This window comes from Andreprevotia lacus DSM 23236 (genome assembly GCF_900176275.1).
In the GTDB taxonomy this organism is placed as follows: Bacteria; Pseudomonadota; Gammaproteobacteria; order Burkholderiales; family Chitinibacteraceae; genus Andreprevotia; species Andreprevotia lacus.
On record NZ_FWXD01000034.1, the window covers coordinates 12,673 to 36,878 of the forward strand.

Annotated in this window: 23 protein-coding genes; 13 read left to right on the forward strand and 10 right to left on the reverse strand. The window is 61.0% G+C overall.

The features are described from left to right. Positions 1-96: 96 nt before the first annotated feature. The 7 genes from B9A19_RS19015 to B9A19_RS19045 form a co-directional block, all read right to left on the reverse strand. Positions 97-426 carry a copper-binding protein gene (locus B9A19_RS19015; RefSeq protein WP_084092741.1) on the reverse strand — a complete coding sequence of 110 codons (330 nt, stop codon included), beginning with the start codon at positions 424-426 and terminating at the stop codon, positions 97-99. Beyond that, positions 423-3,611: an efflux RND transporter permease subunit gene (locus tag B9A19_RS19020; protein WP_084092742.1), complete on the reverse strand. Its 3,189-nt coding sequence runs from the start codon at positions 3,609-3,611 to the stop codon at positions 423-425. The genes B9A19_RS19015 and B9A19_RS19020 overlap by 4 nt, the downstream gene beginning before the upstream one ends. Then, positions 3,608-5,065, reverse strand: coding sequence for an efflux RND transporter periplasmic adaptor subunit (locus B9A19_RS19025; protein WP_084092743.1), 1,458 nt, complete (start codon positions 5,063-5,065; stop codon positions 3,608-3,610). The genes B9A19_RS19020 and B9A19_RS19025 overlap by 4 nt, the downstream gene beginning before the upstream one ends. Position 5,066: 1 nt before the next feature. Next, positions 5,067-6,287, reverse strand: coding sequence for a TolC family protein (locus tag B9A19_RS19030; protein ID WP_084092744.1), 1,221 nt, complete (start codon positions 6,285-6,287; stop codon positions 5,067-5,069). Positions 6,288-6,451: 164 nt separating this feature from the next. Further along, positions 6,452-6,847, reverse strand: a complete 396-nt coding sequence (locus tag B9A19_RS19035; RefSeq protein WP_139798991.1) for a hypothetical protein — start codon at positions 6,845-6,847, stop codon at positions 6,452-6,454. A gap of 48 nt (positions 6,848-6,895) precedes the next feature. Further along, positions 6,896-7,573: a class I SAM-dependent methyltransferase gene (locus B9A19_RS19040; RefSeq protein ID WP_217807115.1), complete on the reverse strand. Its 678-nt coding sequence runs from the start codon at positions 7,571-7,573 to the stop codon at positions 6,896-6,898. Between the two features lie 35 nt (positions 7,574-7,608). Continuing rightward, complete coding sequence (locus B9A19_RS19045; protein WP_084092747.1) at positions 7,609-9,873, reverse strand: heavy metal translocating P-type ATPase; 2,265 nt, start codon at positions 9,871-9,873, stop codon at positions 7,609-7,611. Between the two features lie 77 nt (positions 9,874-9,950). Between B9A19_RS19045 and cadR the strand changes: the two genes are divergently transcribed. The 12 genes from cadR to B9A19_RS19105 all read left to right on the forward strand — a co-directional run bounded on the left by cadR (position 9,951) and on the right by B9A19_RS19105 (position 21,833). Further along, entirely contained in the window at positions 9,951-10,379 is a 429-nt protein-coding gene (gene cadR, locus B9A19_RS19050) for a Cd(II)/Pb(II)-responsive transcriptional regulator (protein WP_084092748.1), read from the forward strand. A gap of 256 nt (positions 10,380-10,635) precedes the next feature. Beyond that, complete coding sequence (locus tag B9A19_RS19055; protein ID WP_084092749.1) at positions 10,636-11,004, forward strand: hypothetical protein; 369 nt, start codon at positions 10,636-10,638, stop codon at positions 11,002-11,004. 98 nt (positions 11,005-11,102) lie between these two features. Next, on the forward strand, positions 11,103-12,311 hold the full coding sequence (locus tag B9A19_RS19060; RefSeq protein WP_084092750.1) for a TolC family protein: 1,209 nt from the start codon (positions 11,103-11,105) through the stop codon (positions 12,309-12,311). After that, positions 12,308-12,835 carry a hypothetical protein gene (locus B9A19_RS19065; RefSeq protein WP_084092751.1) on the forward strand — a complete coding sequence of 176 codons (528 nt, stop codon included), beginning with the start codon at positions 12,308-12,310 and terminating at the stop codon, positions 12,833-12,835. The genes B9A19_RS19060 and B9A19_RS19065 overlap by 4 nt, the downstream gene beginning before the upstream one ends. Before the next feature lie 4 nt (positions 12,836-12,839). Beyond that, positions 12,840-13,931, forward strand: coding sequence for an efflux RND transporter periplasmic adaptor subunit (locus B9A19_RS19070; protein WP_176217019.1), 1,092 nt, complete (start codon positions 12,840-12,842; stop codon positions 13,929-13,931). 10 nt (positions 13,932-13,941) lie between these two features. Next, entirely contained in the window at positions 13,942-17,043 is a 3,102-nt protein-coding gene (locus B9A19_RS19075; RefSeq protein WP_084092753.1) for an efflux RND transporter permease subunit, read from the forward strand. Between the two features lie 47 nt (positions 17,044-17,090). Further along, entirely contained in the window at positions 17,091-17,462 is a 372-nt protein-coding gene (locus B9A19_RS19080) for a hypothetical protein (RefSeq protein WP_084092754.1), read from the forward strand. Between the two features lie 160 nt (positions 17,463-17,622). Beyond that, on the forward strand, positions 17,623-18,018 hold the full coding sequence (locus B9A19_RS19085) for a hypothetical protein (protein ID WP_139798992.1): 396 nt from the start codon (positions 17,623-17,625) through the stop codon (positions 18,016-18,018). A gap of 71 nt (positions 18,019-18,089) precedes the next feature. Beyond that, positions 18,090-18,506 (forward strand): hypothetical protein, encoded by a 417-nt coding sequence (locus B9A19_RS19090; protein WP_217807116.1) that lies wholly within the window; start codon positions 18,090-18,092, stop codon positions 18,504-18,506. An 84-nt stretch (positions 18,507-18,590) separates the two neighbouring features. Further along, the gene (locus B9A19_RS19095) at positions 18,591-18,830 is read left to right on the forward strand and encodes a DUF2933 domain-containing protein (protein WP_084092757.1); all 240 of its coding nucleotides are present in this window, start codon (positions 18,591-18,593) and stop codon (positions 18,828-18,830) included. Continuing rightward, positions 18,827-19,483, forward strand: a complete 657-nt coding sequence (locus tag B9A19_RS19100; RefSeq protein ID WP_084092758.1) for a methyltransferase family protein — start codon at positions 18,827-18,829, stop codon at positions 19,481-19,483. The genes B9A19_RS19095 and B9A19_RS19100 overlap by 4 nt, the downstream gene beginning before the upstream one ends. 13 nt (positions 19,484-19,496) lie before the next feature. Beyond that, on the forward strand, positions 19,497-21,833 hold the full coding sequence (locus tag B9A19_RS19105) for a copper-transporting P-type ATPase (protein WP_084092759.1): 2,337 nt from the start codon (positions 19,497-19,499) through the stop codon (positions 21,831-21,833). Between the two features lie 591 nt (positions 21,834-22,424). Here the strand turns inward: B9A19_RS19105 and B9A19_RS19110 are convergent. Beyond that, positions 22,425-22,625, reverse strand: a complete 201-nt coding sequence (locus tag B9A19_RS19110) for an MbcA/ParS/Xre antitoxin family protein (RefSeq protein ID WP_084092760.1) — start codon at positions 22,623-22,625, stop codon at positions 22,425-22,427. A 120-nt stretch (positions 22,626-22,745) separates the two neighbouring features. Between B9A19_RS19110 and B9A19_RS19115 the strand changes: the two genes are divergently transcribed. Further along, the gene (locus tag B9A19_RS19115) at positions 22,746-23,675 is read left to right on the forward strand and encodes a site-specific integrase (RefSeq protein WP_084092761.1); all 930 of its coding nucleotides are present in this window, start codon (positions 22,746-22,748) and stop codon (positions 23,673-23,675) included. Here the strand turns inward: B9A19_RS19115 and B9A19_RS22680 are convergent. Beyond that, the gene (locus tag B9A19_RS22680) at positions 23,663-23,836 is read right to left on the reverse strand and encodes a hypothetical protein (RefSeq protein WP_176217020.1); all 174 of its coding nucleotides are present in this window, start codon (positions 23,834-23,836) and stop codon (positions 23,663-23,665) included. The genes B9A19_RS19115 and B9A19_RS22680 overlap by 13 nt on opposite strands. Positions 23,837-23,880: 44 nt before the next feature. Next, the coding region (locus B9A19_RS19125) for an integrase core domain-containing protein (protein ID WP_139798993.1) at positions 23,881-24,206 on the reverse strand (326 nt) is incomplete at its 5' end.

The window sequence follows — 24,206 nt, forward strand, 5'->3', positions numbered from 1 at the left end:
TGCCCAGGCATCTGTAACCTGATTGGCTAGCATGCAGCCACTCTTTCAATCTGAACTAAGGGCGGCATTCGATTAGCGAACTACCGCCCTGAGGACTTATTTTCGGGTCACACTAGTCAGTAGCGACATGTCGCTGTCTTGCACGAAATCGAATTCGATTTTCGTACCCGCCTTGAGTCCAGTCAGCAGCGCCTTGTCCTTGGCTTCGAATGGCATGGTCATCGCCATCCAGCCCAGACTTTTGATCTCTTCATGGGCGATCAGCACGTTGTTGCCGCTCACCTGTTTGACCACGCCAACACCATGGTGCGTTGCGACTTTGCTTGCAGCCGGTTTGGCATTTATTTTTTTCATGTCGTCGGCCTGGGCATGGAATGCCAGTGCAGCGATGCTTGCGGTCAGCATGAATCGGGCGATTTGTTTCATGGGTGCTCTCCTTGAGCGGTTTTGGTAAAAGAGATGTCGTTGGCTGGCTTGTTGCGTTCGTCGTGGCGTCGGGCGCGCATCAGCAGATAGGCTGCAGGGATCACGATCATCGAGAGTAGCGGCGCGGTGACCATGCCGCCAACCATGGGCGCTGCTATGCGGCTCATCACCTCGGAGCCAGCGCCGCTGCCGAACAGAATCGGCAGCAGGCCAGCCAGGATCACGGCCACGGTCATGGCCTTGGGCCGGACGCGCAGCACGGCCCCTTCGCGGATGGCGTCGAGTACGACGGCTTTGTGAGTGAGGCGATGCGCTTCTTGCCGCCTCTCCAGCGCCTGCTTCAGATACAGCAGCATCACCACGCCAAATTCGGCGGATACGCCGGCCAGTGCAATGAAGCCAACGCCAGTCGCTACTGAGAGGTGGTAGCCCAGCACGTACAGGAACCACACACCGCCCACCAGTGCGAACGGCAGCGTTGCCATGATCAGCAAGGCTTCGTCGATGCGGCGGAAGGTCAGGTACAGCAGCACGAAGATGATCAGCAGCGTTGCCGGCACCACCAGCTTCAAGCGGGCGTTGGCGCGCTCCAGGAATTCGAATTGCCCGGAGTACGCCACGCTCACGCCCGGCGGTAGCGCACCTTGCGTGGCGATGGCACGTTTCAAATCCGCGACGACCTGCACCAGATCACCACCGCGTACGTCGATGTACACCCACGACGACAACCGGGCGTTTTCGCTTTTCAGCATTGGCGGACCATCGGCAATCTTGACGTCGGCCACCATGCCCAGCGTGATGCGCTGGCCGGTGGGCGTGACGATGGGGAGCTCTCGCAGGGCGGTTGGTGAATCGCGCAGTTCGCGCGGGTAGCGCACGTTGATTGGATATCGCGCCGTACCTTCGATGGTTTCGCCTACGTTCTCGCCGCCGATCAGGCTGGCGACGACCAACTGGACGTCCGCCACACTCAAGCCATAGCGGCTGGCATCGTCACGACGGATATCAACGTCGATATACCGCCCGCCAGACAGCCGTTCTGCGAGTGCAGACGAGACGCCGGGCACCGTCTTGGCAATTTTCTCGATCCCTAGTGCTACCTCTTCCACCGTTGCCAGGTGGCTGCCGGCTACCTTGATGCCAATCGGGCTCTTGATGCCGGTGGCCAGCATATCGATGCGGTTGCGAATCGGGGGCACCCAGATATTTGCCAGCCCCGGCACCTGTACTGTGCGGTCAAGTTCATCCACCAGCTTTTGCGGGGTCATGCCAGGCCGCCACTGCTCACGCGGCTTGAAGCGGATGGCGGTTTCGAACATCTCCATCGGCGCCGGGTCCGTGGCGGTTTCGGCGCGCCCGGCTTTGCCGAACACGCTTTCCACCTCCGGCACGGTCTTGATCAGCCGGTCGGTTTGCTGGAGCAATTCCGCAGCCTTGCCCGCCGACAATCCGGGCAGCGCTGTTGGCATGTAAAGCAGGTCTCCCTCGTCCATCTGCGGCAGGAATTCACCGCCCAGGCGCGTGACTGGCCAGAGCGCAGTGACGAAAGCCAGCCCTGCCGCAAGCAGGGTGGTTCTGGGACGGCTGAGTACGCACTCCAACAGGGGCTGGTAGAGACGGATCAGCCAGCGGTTGAGCGGGTTGGCACGCTCATCTGGAATCGGGCCGCGAATCCAGTACCCCATCAGTACCGGGATCAGCGTGATGGAGAGACCGGCCGCAGCGGCCATCGCATAGGTCTTGGTAAACGCCAGCGGGCCGAACAACCGGCCCTCCTGCGCTTCCAGCGTGAAGATCGGGATGAACGACAGCGTGATGATCAGCAGGCTGAAGAACAGTGCCGGGCCGACTTCTGCCGCTGCATGCGCCACCACCTGCCAATGTGCAGCACCAGCCAGCTTCTCGCCGGGGTGCTGGTGTCGCCACTCCTCCAGATGCTTGTGGGCGTTCTCGATCATCACGACTGCGGCATCCACCATGGCTCCAATCGCGATGGCGATACCGCCAAGCGACATGATGTTGGCGTTCACGCCCTGATAACGCATGACGACAAACGCCGCCAGCACGCCCAGGGGCAGCGAGATGATCGCCACCAGTGCAGAGCGCAGGTGCCACAGGAATACGGCACATACCAGCGCCACCACGATGAATTCCTCGATCAGCTTGTGCGTGAGGTTTTCCACGGCGGCGTCGATCAGGTGGCTGCGGTCGTATACCGGGACGATCTCCACCCTGGCCGGCAAGCTGGACTTCAGCTCGGCGAGCTTGGTTTTGAGGGCCGCAATGGTTTCGCGCGCATTCTTGCCGCTGCGCAGGATGACCACGCCACCTGCAACTTCGCCGTCGCCGTTCAGCTCGGCGATGCCCCGGCGCATTTCAGGGCCGATTTGTACCCGCGCCACGTCGCCCAGTCTGACGGCAATGCCGGTAGCGCTGGTCTTGAGCGGAATGCTGCGGAAGTCATCCAGCGTTTTCAGGTAGCCGCCGGCACGTACCATGTACTCGCTTTCCGCCAGTTCCAGGACCGAGCCACCGCTTTCCCGATTCGCTTTGCCGAGCGCATCGATCACCGCCTCGTGGCCCAGGCCATAGCTGGCCAGCTTCGCTGGATCGATCACCACCTGATACTGCTTCACCATGCCGCCGATGGCGGCGACCTCGGCCACGCCCGGCACCGTTTTCAGCTCGTACTTGAGAAACCAGTCCTGCAGGCTGCGCAAGTCGGCCAGACTGCGCTGGCCACTTTTGTCCTGCAGCGCATATTCGAATACCCAGCCGACGCCGGTAGCATCGGGCCCCAGCGCGGATTTCGCTGCGGCGGGTAGCCGTCCCTGGACCTGATTCAGATACTCCAGCACGCGCGAGCGCGCCCAGTACAGATCAGTGCCGTCCTCAAACAGCACGTAGACGAAGGAATCCCCAAAAAAGGAGAAGCCGCGTACCGTCTTGACCCCAGGCACGGACAGCATGGTGGTCGTCAACGGATAAGTGACCTGATCCTCGACGATGCGTGGCGCCTGACCGGGATAGCTGGTGCGGATGATCACCTGCACGTCGGACAGATCGGGCAGCGCATCGATAGGCGTGGTTTTGACTGCCCACACGCCCCATGCGGCCAGCAGAACCGTTGCCAACAGCACCAGAAACCGGTTACGGACGGACCAATGAATGAGATGGGCAATCATGGCTGTGCCCTCGTCATGCTCTGGATCAGTTGTTCGCCATTGCGCTCGATCAGCGTGAAGCGCACCTTGTCGCCGGCCTTCACGCCTTGCGCCAGTTCGGGACTGGCCACCTCAAACGCCATGGTCATGGCGGGCCAGTTCAGTGAAGGGATAGGCGCGTGCGCCAACGTCACCTGTTGGCCGGAGACACCCTTCACCACGCCAATGCCTTGGTGCTCGGTCAGGGCGGCCGGGGCCGGTGCGCTGGCATTCGTGGCAGAAGCCATCCGCGCCAGCACGCCCTTCAGGCTGGCCTCGGAATCGACCAGGAACTGGCCGGAGGCCACCACCTGCTCACCCTTGCTCAGACCCGCCACGATTTCAGTCTTGCCGTCGCGCTCGCGACCGATCTGCACCTCGGCCGGCCGAAAGCCATGCTGACCATCCGCCACGATCACCACCATGCGCTTGCCGGTGGCAATCACCGCTTCGCTCGGCACGAGCAGCACTGGTTTCCCGGCCTCGGTGCTGAAAAGCAGACGCGCGTACATGCCGGGTCGTAGCTGGCCCGTCTTGTTCGGCAATTCGATGCGCACCCGTACCGTACGCGTGTCGCGGTTCAGCTCCGGCAGCAGCGCCGTCACCTTGCCGGCCTGCGGCGCATTCGGCCACGCTGCGAACGTTGCCTGCACCGGGGCGCCAAGCTGCACCGCTGCGGCTTGTGCCTCGGCCACTTCGGCCTCGACCCAGACCGTTGATAGACCATTGATGCGTACCAGCGTCTGTCCGGCGGCCACGGTCATGCCTTCGCGCACCTGTAGCTCTGCCACCATGCCGCCGCGTGGCGCAGTCACCGTCACGACGGCAGCCGGCACACCGGTTTGTTCCAATTTGGCGATCTGCTGGTTACTCATGCCAAGTTGCAACAAGCGGGATTTGGCCGCAGCGGCCAACTGGGCATCGTGCCGCAAGGCCAGGTACTCGTTCTGAGCCGCCAGCCATTCCGGCACGCGTACATCGGCCAGCGGACTGCCGGCCGCAATGACGTCGCCGATGGCGCGGGCATGAACGCGTTCAACGATGCCAGCGGCCCGCGCCTGCACGATGGCAACGTCGCGGTCGTTGAACTGAACGCTGCCTGCCGCGCTCAGCCCCTCCTGCAGCATGCCTTCCTCTGCAGTTGCCAGCTTGATGCCGGTGTTTTGCGCCAAGGCCGGGTCAATCCGCACCGCAGGCGTTTGTGCCCCGGCTTCATCGGCGTACTTGGGGATCAATGCCATGTCCATGAAGGGGGATTTGCCCGGTGCGTCGAAATGCGCGTCAGGCTTCATCGGGTCGTACCAGTACAGCGGTTTGCTGCCCGCCGTGTTGGCCGAGGTGGTCGGAACGGCATGCTGTCTGCCCAGCCACCAACCGCCGGCTGCGCCTGTCCCCAGGGTGGCAACCAGCAACGCAAGGGTCATCTTGTTGTTCATGTCAGTGCGCTCCGGTGGGGTAGTACAGACGGGTTGCAACGGCCGCGATCTGCGCGTTGAGGTCGATGACGCGCAGGCGACCGGACAGGAGGGCTTTGCGTGCGTTGAGCACGTCGGCCAGTGATCCCTTGCCGGCGCGATAGCCAGCCAGGGCCACGTCCAGTTGGCGTGCTGCCAACGGCAGGACCGTCAAATTCAAACGGGTGAGCTGCGCCTGCAGCGCAGCCTGATCGGCGTGGAGTTCATCCAGCTGTTGCTGGTATTCGGCACGGCGGGCATTGCGCTCCGCTTCCCGTTGCTCGACTTCATCCAGCGCAGCGGCAATCCTCGGATCCTGACGGTTGCGGGTGAACACAGGCAGATCGAACGAGAACTCCACCATGCCCAGTTGCTGGCCCATGCCATCACGCTTGAACTTCAGCTCCACCCCCCAATCAGGCTTCAGGGTGGCTTGCGCCATCGCAAGGTTCGCGCGAGCGGCATCTGCTTGGGCGCCGGCGGCGTGCAACGCGGGTTGGTCATCGATCTGGGTGTGTGTACCGGCGCCCAACCAGTCCGGCAGGCCGCCGCTCACGGGCTGTTGTGCCGCAGTGCCGAGCCACCGCGCCAGCATGGCACGTGCCTTGGCTTGGTCGCGGATCAGTTCGTCGCGCGCGTCGGCCAGTTGGGCACTTTCCAGTTGGGCGGCAAGTGCATCGGTGGCATTGCCGCCACCCGCCAATTGCGCTTTGGTGGCGGCGAGCGCGGTGCGGTTCTCTGCCTCCTGTTCGTTGAGCAGCACGGTGCGCTGTGCCGCAAAGTACAGGCTCAGCCAAGCCAGCGTGGTCTCACGCCGGATGCTTAACCGCTCTGCATGCACATGCGCCTGACTTTCCAGCCATTGCGCCTGCGCCAATTGCCGCTCGGCCTGGCGTTTGTCGCTGTTTGGAAACTCCTGCATCAAGCCAATGGTGCGCATGGCAGTGGTGGGTTTGAGGCGGTCTGCACCGTCCAGGGGCAAATCGTCCAGTCCAACTTTGAGCTTGGGGTCGGGTAGTGCGCCGGCAGAGCGGGTCAGATTTTGTGCGGCACGTTCGGCCGCATTGCGAGCAGCGAGCTCGGGGGCCAGCGCTTCGGCCGTGGCCAGTGCCTCGTCCAGGGTCAAGGCGTGTGCAGCAAGGCTGGATGCGCACAGCAGTGCGCCCAGCAGCCAGCGATGCTGGCGTTTGAATTGGGAAGACATCGTGGTTCTCCACGCGAATCGAGATACGCGTCAGCGAGGAGAACGACTGATCAGATCACGTGGAAAGTGACGGAGAGTGGTACGACAAAACGCACGTCATCTCTCTGCACCCAGCACCATGATCGCCAGCGCCTGCCGACGCACCGAGTAGGCGGGACAACGTGTCAGGTTCTGAAGACTTGGTACTGGATACGCAATGGTGGCGCGGAGGCCACCAGCGTTGGAGGAGACTTGGGGCGGCCGGCCGACGGAATGTCAGCACGATCAAATGACCAAGTACTGAAGAAGAACACCAGCAGCGGGACGGGAACCGTCGGCAACTGGATATCGGCCGACTGGGCATCCTTCTGACAGTGGGCCTTGCAAACGACGGGTTGCTTGGCCTGCTGCATGTCGCTGCATTCGGTCATGTCGCCCATCGACATGGCCGACATTGCGGCCATCGGTTGCTCCACGGGGAATGCTTCGGCACAGGCGTAGGCAGACACCACCAGCTGGCTGAACACCAGCAGGCAGATCGTCAGCCATGTCGAAAAGGGAGACTTCCAGCGCCTGAGCATGATGGCACTGTAGCCAAAAGCGTCCCTGCAAAGCAACTTGAAAACTGCCTAGCGCCGCTTCAAGTGGCAGTAGACGAACTGTTGCTCGGTTCCCCAAGGGGTCCGGTGCACTTCAGTGCCACTTTCCTGCAAAAGGAAGTCTGGGCCGAATTGCCTTTGCAACATTTCTGCGTCATAGCGCACGATATCCAAACCACTACACTGTAGCGGACCATCCGGGCCGAACGTCGAAATCAGCAGGTGACCATCGGGTTTGAGCGCGTGACGCAATTGCAGCACATAGGCGTCACGCTGCGCTTGCGCGGTCAGAAAATGGAATACCGCCCGATCATGCCAGATGTCATAGCCTTGCTCGGGCAGGGTTGCCTGGGTGATATCGGCCACGATCCAGTTGACCAAGGCAGCTTGCTTGCCCAAGCGCTGTTGTGTACGGGCAATCGCTGGCTGCGAAATATCCAGTACGCTGAGCTGCGTATATCCACGTGCCAACAGGTCATCCACCAATGTCGCCTCGCCACCACCGACATCAATGATGGCTGCGTCAGGTGTCGCGGCTGCCGCCTCGATCAAGCGCAGCGATGTTTCCAGATGCAGTCGATACCAGCTGACTGCATCGGTTGCCTTGTTTTGGTAGATGCCTTCCCAATGGGCTTTGCTATCCATGCCGTTGATGCTCCGAACTGAATGGCGATCTGACGGTACGCATCCAAGAAATGACGCGAGCATGCGTTAGCGGGTCGTGATAACGCCGACAACCATGATCATAGTCGCAGCAGACGCAGTCCATTGCCAACCACCAGCAAGCTGGCGCCCACGTCGGCAAATACCGCCATCCACATCGTGCCCATACCGGCCAGCGTGAGCAGCAAAAAAACCGCCTTGATGCCGAGCGCCAGCACGATGTTCTGGATCAGCACGCCATGTGTCGCTTGCGACAAGCGCACAAATGCCGGCACCTTGCGCAGGTCATCGTCCATCAAGGCCACATCGGCGGTTTCAATGGCAGTGCCCGTGCCCATTGCCCCCATGGCAAAGCCGATATCGGCTTGTGCCAGGGCCGGCGCGTCATTGATGCCGTCGCCAACCATGCCGACTGGGCCGTCCGCGCCAAACATCTCTACGGCCTTGAGCTTGTCATCAGGCATCTGATTGCCGCGAGCCTGATCAATGCCGACCTGAGCAGCAATCGCATCGGCCGTATGTGGATTATCCCCGGTCAGCATCACGGTCTTGATGCCCAGCGCATGCAGTTCCGCGATGGCTGCGCGGCTAGTTTCCTTGACCGTATCGGCCACAGCAAACAAGGCCAGCACCTGCTGCTGGTCAAACAGCATGACCACGCTTTTGCCCTGGCGCTCCAAGGCATCCAGCCGTTCTTCCAGTTCGGTTGAGCAGCGCTTCAGTTCCTCAACCAGCCGATGATTGCCCAACCAATAGGTGACCCCCTCAATCTGGCCACGGACGCCACGGCCGGGCAAGGCTTCAAAGTCATCGACACGCCACTGCTGCACGTACGCGGCTTCGGCTGACCTGGCGATGGCCTGTGAAACCGGATGGTCGGAACGACCGGCCAGGCTTGCTGCCAGACTGCGGCAACGCTTTTCGTCAACGGCGGCGCGCAGCTCGAAGTCGGTTTGCTCAGGCTTGCCATGCGTGATGGTGCCGGTCTTGTCGAGCGCCAGCCACAACAGCTTGCGCCCTTGCTCCAGATACACCCCACCCTTGATCAACATCCCTTTGCGCGCAGCAGCCACGAGACCGCTGACAACGGTCACCGGTGTGGAGATCACCAGCGCGCAGGGGCAGGCGATCACCAACAGCACCAAGGCCTTGTAAATCCAGTCATGCCAGTTGCCACTGAACGCCAATGGCGGAACGACGGCGACAGCCAAGGCCAGCACGAACACGATAGGGGTGTAGACGCGTGCGAACTGATCGACAAAGCGCTGGGTAGGGGCCTTGGCACCCTGTGCCGCTTCAACCGCATGAATGATGCGTGCCAAGGTCGTGTTGCTGGCCGCTGCCGTGACGCGATATTCGAACGAGCCAGCCTCATTCAGGGTGCCGGCATAAACAAGGTCGCCAACGGATTTTTCCACGGGCAGGCTTTCGCCGGTGATCGGCGCCTGATTGATGCTCGATCGGCCTGAGATGACCTCGCCGTCCAGCCCCAATTGTTCCCCTGGCTTGACGCGGACCACGCTGCCCACGGTAACCGTGCTCGCCTCCACATCCAGCCAACTGCCGTCGGGCTGTTTCACCGTGGCCAGCTCCGGCGTCAATTGCATCAGCGCGGAAATGGCATTGCGCGCGCGATCCAGCGACTTCGCCTCGATCAGCTCGGCGACCGTGAACAGCACCATGACCATCGCGGCCTCTGGCCATTGGCGCAAGAGCAGTGCGCCCGTCACGGCAATGCTCATCAGGGCGTTGATATTCAGGTTGCCGTTGCGAATGGCCACCCAGCCTTTTTTGTATGTCGTCAGCCCGCAACTCAGGATCGCAGCCAGAGCCAGTGCTGCAGACAGCCATTCAGGCCAACCCAGCCAGTGCGTAACTTCAGCAAGCAGTGCTGTGGCACCGGACAAGGCCAGCGGCCACCAAGGTCTGGCTGGTACTTCGGCCGGAGACTGGAAGGCCTGTTGCGTAGCCTCGGGCAATTCCGGTGTGAATCCCAAGGTACGGATCGCTGCCAGAATCTGGGCCTGTTGCTGCGGCGCATGCACCACCGTCAGTACACGCTGCATCAGATTGAATTCCATCGCACCGACGCCAGCCATACCTGCCAGTTTCTTGCGGATCAGTGCTTCTTCGGTCGGGCAATCCATTTGCATGATGCGGACGGATAACTTGATCCCGTTTGCCGTGACTTCCGCTGCGCTCAGCGCCGAGAGGTCACTGGTTGGCGCATGGCCGCTGCCGTGATCGTGATCGTGATCGTGATCGCCATGATGATCATGCGCCTCTGCATGGTTGCGTTCTGTCGGATTGGGTTCGGCGTGATCGTGATTGCAGCAGCTGGCCATGAGCGGCTCCGGATTGAGTACTATGCTGCCAGTACACACCCTGAAGCCACTACAGGGTCAAGCATGAGGATGCGAATATGAAAATCGGCGAGCTGGCGCAGGCAGCACAATGCTCGGTAGAGACCGTGCGCTACTACGAAAAAGAAGGGCTGTTGCCGGAGGTGGGGCGCACCGGTGGCAACTACCGCAACTATGGCCCTGAGCACGTAGAGCGTTTGCGCTTCATCCGCAACTGCCGGGCCCTGGACATGACCCATGGCGAAATCCGGGCTTTGCTCGAACTGGCACAAGCGCCCAACGAAGGCTGCGAAAGCATCAACCAGCTGATCGACGAGCACATCGGGCACGTTGATGCCCGTATTCAGGAGCTGCTGCACCTGAAAATACAACTCGCTGAGTTGCGGTTACGCTGTTCGGGCGGAGCGGCAGGTGATGCGTGCCGCATCCTGGATGGCATTAGCGAGATGAGCACGGAGCCGGCCCATCGGCATACGCATCTTGGCTAACACCGACAGAACAGACTCGGAATTCTTCGCGGCCATCATTCAGTGCTGGTCCGAGGACATGACCACTGCTCTTGCTGCCACAAGGCACTAGAAATTTCTGGTCGGCAAGGCATGCAGAGTATTGATTGCGTTGATTTATTCAGGCCGTTTTGATCTCGCGCGCCTAGATTTCCCTATCGACCAATGGCGGGGCCGCGTTACGGCCTGCTGTTCAAAGGTTTTGTGGCAGCCCAAGATTTGGTGCTAGCATGCGCCCATGCTGCGCGTGCTCCGATCCCTCTTTCTGGTGATGCTGATTGCCGCTTTGCCCTTCAACGGGGCAATAGCCAGTCTCGCGCGCGTGCAGCAGGCGCTAGCAGAACACCCGATCTCCGTGCCAAGCGCGCCGGTCCTCCATGAGCATCGCGGCATGTTCGGTGTTGTCGAACTGCACCTGCATACTGCAGCGGACAGTGGCAAGTTGGAATGCGGCAAGTTCTGCAATTCGCTAGGCCAGTTGATGCCGGACGGTTACGAGCAGCCACAACCTCACTGGCAGCTCTCCAATTGGTCGCCCGCTACCCAGCAATTCCCTGGCGATCACCTCAGCGCTCCTCCAGAGCAACCGCCCAAGTCGCGCGCCTGATCCGGCGCGCTGATTCTGCATTTCCCTACCCCCTGTCTCGTCGCGCCGGGTCACGTCCTTTGACGTTCTGACCTTTTCATTTTGCAGACGAGAACAACATGCCTTTTGCATTTCCGACCTCCAGTCGGCTGCTGGGCGTGGTCGCGCTGTGCCTGAGCGTTAGCGCTCCGGCATTTGCTGCCACGCTCAAAGACGCACTGGATCACGCATGGGCTGCGAGCGCAGCCACGCAAACCGCAAGAACCCAGCAATTCGATGCCGATGACATGGCCGCCCGCGCCTGGTTGCCTGGCCCACCCACGGTGTCCGTTTCCGGTAAAACCGACCAGCTTGATCGCAATGACGGGCTGCGTGAATGGGAGGCTGAAGTCGCCGTTCCGTTGTGGCTATGGGGCCAGCGGGAGCGTGCAGCCGCCGTGGCCCAAGCTGGCCGAACAGCCGGCGCTCAGCGCTTCATGCTGGAGCGCTGGCAACTGGCCGGCGCACTCCGTGATGCCTGGTGGGATACCCGACTGGCACAAGCCGAGCTTGATGCGGCCCGGCGCAAGCTGGACGCCGCCAACCGGCTGGAAACCGATGCAGGCAAACGACTTAAAGCCGGTGACATCTCGCCGTTTGACGCCAATCTGGCGAGACTGAGCCGACAACAATCGCAAGCGGAGTTGCTACGCGCAACGATGATGGCCGCCAAAGCCGAAAGTGCTTTTGCCGCGCTATCGCGTGGGGCCGCCCTGCCCGAACCGCAAGAAACCGACGCACCAGCCAACGCTTCGCTCGATACGCATCCACAACTGCTCAGTCTGATCGCCACCGTGGCTGCAGCCAGGGCGCGCCTTCAACAGGCTGGCGGCGATACGCGTGACAACCCCGAGCTGGCGCTGACCGTGACGCGCGAGCGTTCCGGCAACAGCGAGGCCTATCAGAACCTTGCCAAGCTGACGTTGAAGCTGCCGTTGGGCACCGAAACACGCAACCGTCCACGAGTAGCAGCAGCAAATGCCGAACTGGCCGAAGCCGAGCAAGCGCTGGAAACGGCGCATATCCAGGTACGTGCCGCCTACGAGGCCAGCAGGCTGGAACTCGATCAGGCACGGAGCGAACAGGCACTGCAACAGGAGCGGCAATTGCTGGCAGAACAAAATCTCCTCTGGCAGCAGCAGGCGAACCGCGCCGGTCAGGTCGATCTTGCGGCCTTGCTCAGGGCGCAGGCCGAAGCCGATGAGGCGCGGCTGCAAGTCACGCGGGCACGCATCAACGTGGGACGCATGATCTCCCGAACCAATCAGGCTGCAGGGGTACTGCCGTGAAATACATTCAAGCAATTGTTCTGACACTGGTACTGGTCGCGCCACTGAGCGCCCAAGCACATGGTGGAGAAGACCACGGCGATGCTGCGCCAGCCGCGGTCGCCGGCAGTCTGGCGCCAAGAGCACAGGCCCAAACCGAATTGTTCGAGCTACTGGCAACGGCAGAGCAAGGGCAGCTGCTGATTTACCTCGACCGCTTCGACAGCAACGCGCCGGTAGCCGACGCCAAGGTGGAGGTGGAAAGCGGCAGCTGGCACGGCACAGCACTGGCCGGGCCGAATGGCATTTTTCGGGTAGCAGCGCCGCAGTTCAAACAGCCCGGTACCTACCCGCTGGTTTTTACCGTTCAGGCCGGGAAGGACAACGATCTGATCGAGGCCACTTTGACAGTGGCGCCGACGCCACTGTCAGCACCCAGCAAACCACATGCGCTGGCAGCTTGGCCGATTGCGATCGCCCTGTTGGCCTTGGCCGGCATCGGCTGGATTGTCTGGCGCCGTATGCGTCACATGCAAAAAGGATAAGAGCATGAAACTGAATCGATTGATTGCCTGCCTGTGCCTGGCCTGGATTGGTGCTGCATACGCCCATGGAGGTGAAGACCATGGGGATGCACCGGCTGTAGCGATAGCAGCGGACAAGCCACAGCGGCTGCCCGATGGCCGGGTCTTTGTGCCCAAAGAAGCACAACGGCGCTGGCAGGTGCTTACCGTCATTGGTCAGCCGCAAACCCTGTCACGGAGTGTGACGCTGAACGCACATGTCGTCATGGACCCCAATGCCGGCGGCCGCGTTCAGGCCGCATTGCCCGGGCGTGTGGAGCCTGGGCCAAACGGCCTGCCGGTGCTGGGTAGCGCGGTCCGCAAGGGGCAGATACTGGCTTATATCGTGCCCGCCGTAGGGAGCCTTGAGCGGGCCAGCCAACAAGCTGAGCGAGCCGATCTGCAAGCCAGGTTGAAGCTGACCGAGGCCCAGCAAGCGCGGCTGGAAAGCTTGAACGGCACCGTTGCCCGCAAGGAGATCGAGGCCGCAGCCAACGAGGTACAGGCGTTGCGTCAGCGCAGTACGGCACTAGCAGCAGGCGCGGCGCGTGAGCCCTTGCTTGCACCGGCCACAGGCATGATCGCGTCGGCCGACGCGGTAAGCGGCCAGATGGTTGAGGCTAAAGACGTGCTGTTCGAAATCGTCGATCCGGCAAGGATGATGATCGAAGCGCTGGTATACGACCCTGGCATGACTCGCGGCTTGCAGCAAGCCAGCATCGTCGGAACGGACATGACGCTCGACTTTGTCGGCGGTGCCGGTGCATTGCGCGATGGCGCGCTGCCAGTGCTGTTCCGTCCTCGACGAAATACGGCAGATCGGCTGGCGTTGGGGCAAATCATCAAGGTCGTTGCGAACACCGAAGACAAGGTGCAGGGCATGCCGGTGCCGGCGACCAGCATCGTCAGAAATGCATCCAATGAAACGGCAGTGTGGGTACACGACAGTGCGGAACTGTTCCGTAGTGTCGCGGTGCAAGTCAGCCCGCTGGATGGTCAGCGTGTGATGGTCAGTGGCGTCAAACCGGGAGCACGCATCGTGACCTCGGGCGCCGTCCTCATCAACCAGATACGTTGAGGAGGCGACCGTGTTCAACTGGATCGTCAATGTTAGTCTGCGCAACCGGCTGTTTGTGCTGGTCTTTGCCGCCATTTTGCTGGTCTACGGCGGGATCACGGCATCGAATATGCCGGTGGACGTTTTTCCCGACCTGAACAAGCCCACGGTGACGGTCATGACCGAAGCCGGGGGCATGGCCCCGGAAGAAGTCGAACAACTGGTCTCACTGCCCTTGGAAACCGCGTTGAACGGCATGCCGGGGGTCAGTCGGGTACGTTCGGTCTCCGGTGTCGGCTTGTCGGTGATTTATGCCGAGTTCGACTGGGGATCGGATATCTACCGCAACCGGCAACTGGTCGCTGAACGCCTGGCCGAGGTCAAGGAACAGCTACCCGGTGGCGTGAACCCCAATATGGGACCGATTTCGTCCGTCATGGGCGAGATCATGCTGATTGCCCTGCCGGCGGACCCGGGCAAGACAGACCCGATGGCGGTGCGCGAGTACGCCGATTACGTGCTGCGCCCCAGGCTGTTATCCATTCCCGGTGTTGCACAAGTCATCCCCATCGGTGGCGAGGTCAGGCAATTTCGCGTTGAACCAGATACCGCCCGGATGGCGCAGCTGGGGGTGAGTCTGGACGAGCTGGATAGCGCATTGCGGGCGTTTTCCAGCAATACCAGCGGTGGTTTTCTGGAGCAGAACGCGCGCGAGTACCTGATTCGCAACCTGGGACGTACCACCCGTCTGGACGACCTGCAAAACCTCGCGGTCAGAGTCAGCAATGGCCAGCCCATTTTGCTCAGGCAACTGGCGGAAGTCAGATTTGCAGCTGCATTCAAACGGGGTGATGCCGGTTACGGCGCCAAACCGGCGGTCATCGTCAGCGTGCAAAAGCAGCCCAATGCAGACTCGGTCAAACTGACCGGGCAAATCGAGAGCGCGCTGGCCGGTCTGTCACGCACGCTGCCGCCCGGTATGGCCAAACCGGAAATTTCGTTCCGGCAAGCCGACTTCATCGATGCTTCCATCGACAACGTGCGGGAAGCCTTGCGCGATGGCGCCATCATGGTCGCCATCGTGCTGTTCCTGTTCTTGATGAACGTCCGCACCACGCTGATATCGCTGACCGCAATCCCGTTGTCGCTGGCGATCACGGCATTGGTGTTCAAGAGCATGGGGTTGTCCATCAATGTAATGACGCTGGGTGGCCTGGCCATTGCCATCGGCGAGTTGGTTGACGATGCGCTGGTCGATGTCGAGAACGTGCTGCGACGCTTGAAGCAGAACAAGCCGCGTGGCGTTGCCGGCATCGTCAAGGTGATTGCCGCCGCTTGCAACGAGGTGCGTTCGGGCGTGGTGGTGGCCACCATGGTCGTGGTCCTGGTATTCGTGCCGCTGTTTGCCCTGCCGGGGATCGAGGGGCGCTTGTTTGCGCCATTGGGCGTCGCCTACATCACATCCATCCTGGCCAGCCTGCTGGTCGCGCTCACGGTGACTCCGGTGATGTGCTACTTCCTGCTGCCGCGTATGAAACAGATCGAGCATGGCGATGGCAAGCTGGTGACCTGGCTCAAACATTGGGACAAGCGTTTGCTGGAGGCAGCTTTTCCGCATGCGCGAGCAATTTTGCTGTCTGCCATCGTGCTGTTGCTGGTAGCACTGGCCAGTGTGCCTTACTTCCCGCGCGCCTTCCTGCCAGCCTTCAACGAAGGCACGCTGACCATCTCGCTCCTGCTCAATCCGGGGACGTCGCTGGCCGAGTCTAACCGCGTGGGCGCCCTGGCCGAGCAACTGATCCAGATGGTGCCGGAAGTACGCAGTGTTGGCCGCCGCACTGGCCGCGCCGAGCTGGATGAGCACGCCGAGGGGGTTCACTCCAGCGAGCTCGATGTGGACCTGAAGCCGTCGGCCCGCCCGCGCGACGCCATCATGGCCGACATCCGCTCCCGTTTGGCTGGGCTGCCCGCCGCGGCAACCGTGGGGCAACCGATATCGCATCGGCTGGATCACCTGCTATCCGGTGTGCGAGCGCAAATTGCGCTCAAGCTGTTCGGCGACGACCTCGATACGCTGCGTGGTCAAGCTGCCGTGCTGCGCGACAAGCTGGCGCGCATTCCGGGCCTGACCGATCTGCAGATCGAGAAGCAGGTCCTGATTCCGCAGATCAAGATCCGGCTCGATTACGACAGCGCAGCGCAGCTGGGCATTTCCCCTGGCGGATTGCTCCGGACACTGGAAACGCTAACGGAGGGCGATACGGTTGCGCAGATCATCGACGGCAACAAGCGCTTCAACCTGGTGGTGCGGCTGCCCGATGCCGCACGCAGTGCTCAAGGCCTGGCAGGGGTACTGATCGACTCCCCGCATGGACGCATTCCGCTCTCTCAGGTCGCCAGCGTGGAGGAGGCCGACGGGCCAAACCAGATCGGTCGCGAAAACGGTCGCCGCCGCATCGTCATCGCTGCCAACACGGACGGCAGCGATATGGCGCGCATCGTCGAGGATATTCGCCGGGTATTGGCCGACAGCCATCTGCCCGACGGCTATTTCGTGAGTCTCGAAGGGCAGTTCCAGGCCCAGGAACAGGCCACCCGACTGATAGCCGGACTATCCCTGGTGTCGCTGGCGCTGATCTTCATGGTGCTCTACAGCCGCTACAAATCGGTACGGCTGACCGCGATGATCATGGGCAACATCCCCATGGCCCTCATCGGCAGCGTGCTGGCAATGTGGCTGACCGGCGTCAGCCTGTCCGTTGCATCACTGGTCGGCTTCATCACGCTGACCGGCATTGCCACCCGCAATGGCATCCTCAAGATCAGCCACTACATCAACCTGTGCAAGTTCGAAGGCGAGACCTTTGGCCAGCGCATGATCATACGCGGCTCGCTGGAGCGGCTGACCCCGGTGCTGATGACCGCGCTCACTGCCGCACTGGCACTGCTGCCGCTGCTGTTTGCTGCCGACGCGCCGGGCAAGGAAATCCTGCATCCGGTCGCGGTGGTGATTTTTGGTGGCCTGATCAGTTCCACCCTGCTCGACACCGTGCTGACCCCGCTGATGTTCTGGCTCTTCGGCGCACAACCCTTGCAACGCCATGTGCAGGATCACGGCAGCGAAGCACTTTGATGACCCGTGCCGGGCATGGGCCCGGCACATTTCCTGGAGGAAGTACGATGAAACGCATTCTGATTGCAACCCTGTTCACGCTGGCTGCTGGCCTGTCTTTCGCCGATGGCGACCTGACCCCGCGTCATGGTGGTGTGGTGGTCGAGGCGAAGTCTGGCCACAAGGTTGAACTGGTCGCCCAGTCCGGCATGCTGACGCTGTATCTGTTCAGCCATGACGGCAAACCCGTGGACAGCAAGGGTGCTGGCGCGGAAATCACCCTGTTGGCCGGCAGCGACAAAAGCACGGCCAAATTCGAGGCATCCGGAGAAAACACCCTGATGGCACACGGCAAATTCAATACCGCTGCCGGGGCCAAGGCTATCGTCAAGTTCACCTTGCCGGGCAAGGCCGCCGAGCAAGTTCGACTGAGTTTCTAAGTGGTGTACACACCCCTCGTGCTGCGGCGAGAGGGGTGCTTTCTTTGCTGCCTGGCGCCGGATCGACCAGCCATCTGCCAACTCGATTCGGGTTGATCTACGTCAATGGCGAATGATCAGGTTTGTATACACTGAAATCACCTCCTGCCGGAGCATGCTGATGCTGCGTCTGCGCCGCCACCTGTCATTGCTGTCAAGCTTGGCGCTGATCGCCTGGCTGCTGGCTTTTGTCATGGCGTCGGCGTGTCTGGCGCAAGAACCAGCGTCCCGTTCGTACACCAAGCCGATTTCGCAATTCATCCTGCCTGCGCATGCCGACGGAAGTGAGCATTCGGAGCATGCCTGCATCCAGCATTGTGCTGACAGCAACAAGGTGCTCGTTGCGGCAAATGGCCTGCCGGGTTTCGATACCCCCCATCTGCTGACCATCCTGATCCTGCCTGCACTGTTGTTGCTTGCCTTGCCCGGCGCCGTCAGATCACTCGCTTTCCTTCCTCGGGAATTCCACCCCGCCGGGCCACCCGCCCGCCTGATGTTCGTCCGCCTCAACGATTGATTCCAGCAGATTTGCCTTGGCCATCGCGCTGTCTGCACCCGGCGGGTGCGGTTGCCGCACAGGCGTTCCTTTTGCTCACCCTCAGGAGATTTACCATGCAAGCGACACTTAAATTTCTCATTGCTGCGCTGTTTGTCGGTGCCTCGCTAGGCGCCTCTGCCAACGACGCACACCATCCTGCAGAAGGCAAAGCGGTTGCCAGCAAGCCGGCCCAGGCTGAAAAGCCGACGGCAAAGGCAGCCAACGAGCAAATGCAGAAACTGCGCGCTGCGCGCGACAAACTCGCGACCGCCAAAACGCCAGCCGAGCGCCAGATGGCCATGCAAGAAAGCATGTCGGTCATGAAAGGCGCCATGCAGGCGATGCACAAGGACTGCATGTCCAAGGGGATGGGCAAGGGCATGAACCACGATGGCGACATGATGGAAATGATGATGCAGATGATGGATCAGCAGTCATCCATGATGTCCATGCCCATGAACCAATAGCGCTGGCAGCGGCGCGGCATCGTCCTGATGCCTCATGCGGCGGGCAAGGCGCTCCATGCCTCGCCTGCCGCCGGGAGATCGATCATGCAACATGAACAACCGACCGGGCGGTATCGCTGGGTATTCTGGTGTTTTGCCGCGATAGCCGCTTTTTTCCTGCTCACCGAGCATACGGCCCACGTGCTGGGCGCCTTGCCGTACCTGTTGCTGGCGGCTTGCCCGCTGATGCATGTCTTCATGCATCACGGCCACGGTCATCATCATGGCCACGATCACACGCCAGCGCGCCGGCAACAAGACGAGCGCAAGGAGGATGAATCATGAACCATGACACCTCGTCGTCCTATGGCCTCTGGTCGCTGGTTGTCATCAATTCGGCGATCTTCATCATTTTTGCGTTCAGCTTCGCCAAACCGCACAGCAGCCGCGACTGGCGCTCGTTTGGCATGTTTTCCGGCTTCCTGGTGGCGCTGTTCACCGAAATGTATGGCTTTCCGCTGACCATTTACCTGCTGCTGCCGTGGCTCAGCAAGCATTTCCCCGGGATCGACTTCCTGTCTCACGACAACGGGCACCTCCTTGAAGTGATGCTGGGGTGGCGCGTGAACCCGCATTTCGGGCCATTCCATATCGCGAGCAATATTCTGATCCTGCTCGGCTTCTGGTTGCTCGCCGCAGCGTGGGACAAGCTATACACAGCGCAGACCTCGGGCAAGTTGGCCCGAAGCGGCCCTTATGCGCATATCCGCCACCCTCAGTACATTGCATTCGTGACCATCATGTTCGGTTTCCTGCTGCAATGGCCCACGCTGATCACGCTGGTGCTGTTTCCTGTGCTGGTCGTGGTTTATGCAAGGCTGGCAAAGCGTGAAGAAGCCGAGATGATCGCGCGATTCGGCGACGAATACCTGAGTTATCGAGCCGACACGCCAGCCTTCTTCCCTCGCCTGGGTCACCGCGAGCACGAGCGGGTATGAACTGGGGGTAAACATGAACGATGCCCATATTCATCATGTCGGAAAGACACATGCACAGGATGGCGAAATACCGCCAGGCACGGTGTATACCTGCCCCATGCATCCGGATATTCGCGCCGATGGCCCCGGGCGCTGCCCGCAATGTCGCATGGAGCTGGTGCCAATCCTGTTCGAGGGCAACCCCCAGACGCCACCTTCCGGACATCACGGGGAGCATGCGGCACCGGCCCCGCCGGTGCCAGCGTCTGGAACGGTGTATACCTGCCCGATGCACCCGGAGGTCAGGCAGGACCATCCTGGCCATTGCCCGAAATGCGGCATGCTGCTGGAGCCTCTGCTGCCAGATGGCGAAGAGGGCGAGACCCGCGAATTGCAGGATTTTGCGCGTCGTTTTGGCTGGACCTTGCCGCTGACCATCGTGGTGACATTGTTGGCGATGTTGGGCCATCGCTTCAGTGGGCTGGGCAACACTACCGAGAGCTGGCTGGCTTTGTTGCTGTCCTTGCCGGTGGTGTTGTGGGCAGGGCAACCTTTCTTCGTGCGCGGCATGCAGTCGGTCGCGCATCGCAACCCGAACATGTGGACGCTGATCGGGCTGGGCACCGGGGCGGCCTTCATTTACAGCGTCGCGGCGACCATGGTGCCGCAGTGGTTTCCTGCGTCTTTTCGCAGCACCGGGTACGTTGCCGTCTATTTCGAGGCTGCCGACGTCATCATTTCACTGACCTTGCTCGGGCAAATACTGGAATTGCGCGCCCGCTCGCAAACCTCAGCCGCCATCAAGTCTTTGCTGGGATTGGCGCCCAGAACAGCGCGCAGAGTCCTTATCGATGGACGGGAAGAAGACATCCCGCTGGCCGAAGTGTGTGTGGGCGACAGGTTGCGCGTGCGCCCTGGGGAGAAGATACCGGTTGACGGCACGGTGCTGGAAGGAAGCAGCGCTGTAGACGAATCGATGCTGACAGGTGAGTCACTGCCGGTGAGCAAGCGCAAGGACGACCCGCTGATCGGTGCCACGCTCAATACAAGTGGCGCCATGTTGATGGAAGCCGAACAAGTCGGTGACCAAACCGTGCTGGCGCAGATCGTACAGATGGTCGCCGCGGCACAACGCTCCAAAGCGCCGATGCAACGCATGGCCGACGCCGTCGCGGGTTATTTCGTGATGGGCGTCATTCTGCTTGCAGTGGCAACCCTGTTTGCCTGGGGGCTATTCGGCCCGCAGCCGGGCTGGCTCTACGGTCTGCTCAACGCGGTGGCGGTACTGATCATTGCTTGTCCTTGTGCACTGGGGCTGGCGACCCCCATGTCTATCATGGTTGCAACCGGGCGCGCGGCTGCACAAGGGGTGTTGTTTCGCGATGCAGCGGCCATCGAGCTGATGTGCCGAGTCGATACCGTTGTCGTGGACAAGACCGGGACGCTGACCGAGGGGCGGCCAGCATTCCGCCAGGTGATTGCCGCGCCGGGCTGGTCCGTCGCCGACATCCTCGGGCTGGCTGCCAGCCTGGATCAGGGCAGCGAACATCCGCTGGCCAACGCCATCATTCAGGCCGCGCGCGAGCAAGATTTGTCGTTGCAGCCAGTCGATGAGTTCGATTCATCCAGCGGTATCGGTGTTTCGGGCCGGATTGCTGGACGAGCCCTGCTGCTTGGCAACCAGACATTTCTGCAGCAACAGGGGGTCGTTCTGCATGATGACCTGAGTGCGATAGCCGAGGGATTTCGTTCCCATGGCGCCAGCATCGTTCACTTGGCGGTCGATCGTGAGCTGGCGGGCATGCTGGTCGTTGCAGACCCTGTCAAGGCCAGCACCCCCGCAGCGCTGGCTAGCCTGAAACATGCAGGTATCGACGTGGTTATGGCTACTGGGGATGGCTGGACAACCGCCAAGGCTATCGGTGCAGAGTTGGGTATCGCTGTCGTTCATGGTGAGGTAGGCCCTGGCGACAAATTAACCATTGTTGAACAACTGCAAGCAGAAGGCAGGATCGTGGCCATGGCGGGCGACGGCATCAACGATGCGCCAGCTCTGGCCCAGGCAGATGTGGGCATTGCAATGGGGACCGGCACAGATGTCGCGATGCACAGCGCGCAAATCACACTGGTCAAGGGGGATCTGCGCGGCATCGCAGTTGCACGAGCGCTCTCCGTAGCCACGGTGCGCAATATGCGGCAGAACCTCATGTTTGCCCTGCTGTACAACGCGCTCGGCATCCCGGTGGCGGCTGGCGTGCTCTATCCCTACAGCGGCGTACTGCTTTCGCCGATGATCGCCGCTTTGGCCATGAGCCTGAGTTCGGTTTCGGTCGTCGCTAACGCATTGCGCTTACGCGTCGGGCAACGGTGACTTCGGCACGGCTTCCCGCCGGTTTGCTCCGACAGGCTGTACCACCGCACGAAAAGTGACATTTTCCGGGACTGTTGCTTCTTGGTGCTGCGAGGGCGCAAAAGCAAAGAAGGCGGCCGCGATTGAAAAGTGACAAGTTCCGGGCACCTCGCAAGCGAGTACCAAGCTACGGGTTATCGCCTCAAGACCTCCCCTGCGAACTCAAGTAGAATAGCCGGGCAGCCCTAGGCTTTTGTCCTCCCCCGGACCACGTGCCGGTGAACGACGCTAGGTTGGAACTGGCCCCGAAATTTCGGGGCCATCTCAATTCGGCGATGGGACGTGTACTTGCCCGAAGCTAAAGACAAAAGCCGCCCGAAGGCGGCTTTTGTTCGAAACGTGCGCGGACGTCGCCCGCAGTATCCATTTCTGGAGTCCTGAACCCGGTTCACCGGGTACCCCGTCCAAGTGGTCATATTTGGCCCCACTCTCCGCGCTGCTTGCCGCACTTTCAGGCCTTTCGGTGGGCACATCGTCTTCGGAAAAATCATGCTAAATGCTTCGTCAGCATTTGGCAAACGGCCTCATTGTAAAATCGCCATTTCTACAGCATTAAACCGGTAGCCCGTGCTCAATGTTGATCAGGATTGCAACCACCTGGCTCAGACCCTCCGGACTTATGGCTCGCTGCAGGGGTGTTTCCCCGAGCAGGGCATGTGAAGCTTCCAGCCAACGTTTGGCCAAGTCCGCATTGCCGAACACTTCTGCAGCATACGATGCCAAATCATTGATATCGACCACTGGCTTGCTCATGCTCCTCTCCTTGTGGGGTCAACTGCTCATACCTTGGGATGCAAACGGCACAGCGAAGCGTCACGCCGACCGGTGCAGATACCCGCTAGTATTCATGTTGAATCCCACCATGATGCCACCATGAGCGAACTGGATACCTATCTTGCTGCAGCAGCCAGAGCGAATACCCAGCGCAGCTACGCATCCGCCATCCGTCATTTCGAAGTTGAATGGAAGGGGCTGCTACCCGCATCGTCAACGCAAATTGCCGAATACCTTGTAGCCTACGCCGGCGTCTTGGCCATCTCAACCTTGAAACAACGACTTGCTGCGCTCGCTCAATGGCATCAGGAACAAGGGTTTCCCGACCCCACGAAAGCAGCGGTGGTGCGCAAAGCACTCAAGGGCATTCAAACTCTCCATCCAGCGCTGCCCAAGCAGGCGCAGCCGCTTCAGTTGGCCCAGCTGGAACAAACGGTGGCTTGGCTGGAAGAGGCCATCCATCAGGCTCAGGTTCGCCAGGATCACACCGCGCTGTTGAGGCATACACGTGACAGAGCGCTTCTGCTGCTGGGTTTTTGGCGCGGCTTTCGTGGTGACGAAATCACACGGATAGAGGCGCAGTTCATGCAGATTGAAGCGGAGCGCGGCATGCAGATTTTTTTGCCGCACAGCAAAGGAGATCGCCAGGCGCTCGGCAAAACCTACCGCGTCCCCTCGTTGGCCAAGCTATGTCCGGTATCCGCTTGCCAGGCATGGATGCAGCTGTCAGGTGTGAACGAAGGACCAGTCTTTCGTGCCATTAATCGCTGGGGGCTGCTACAGGCCGAGGGACTGCACCCGAGTAGCCTGATCCCTCTACTGCGGCGCCTATTTGCCGCTGCTGGCATTCCCACTCCGGAGGCCTACAGCAGCCACTCCCTGCGTCGGGGCTTCGCCGGCTGGGCAAATGCCAATGGTTGGGATCTCAAGACGCTGATGGAGTACGTGGGCTGGCGCGACGTGAAGTCCGCAATGCGATACCTCGATAGCGCCGACCCGTTCTCACCGCACTTGCGTCAAGGGTCATGATCCGGCCTCAGTTTGGCCAAGGGTGCCAATTGTTCAGCCATCATATTCAAACAATCCGCGAAGTCACGAATTTCAGAAGTCAACTCTGCAGCATGCTCCCACAAGTCAAATTCGCCTTGAGGCTCTGTCAATGAGGCACCATTGATCACGGTATTGGTCATCCGGTGTAATCGTAGGACGTCATCGCGCAAGCCATCAACAGAGACTAGGTGTGAAGAGTCAAGACGTTGTTTCCTGCGAGTGGGAGACGGGACGCTGGCGTCTTGCAAGCAATCCCATGATGTTGCCGATGCCAGTTGTAGAAATGCGTCCATACGGGCAGGGCCGCCCGGCGTTGCGTCGAGTTCGAATAGGCACACCCATACGCCCATTCGCGCAGGGCTGATTGGATAAAGCGCTCCGCCTTGCCATTGGTCTGCGGCCGGTAGGCCCGCGTGAAGCGCTGGCGGATACCCAACGCTGCGCAGGCATCCCCGAAGGCGTGCGAGTGGAACGCCGGTCCATTGTCAGTGATGACACGCTCTATGGTGA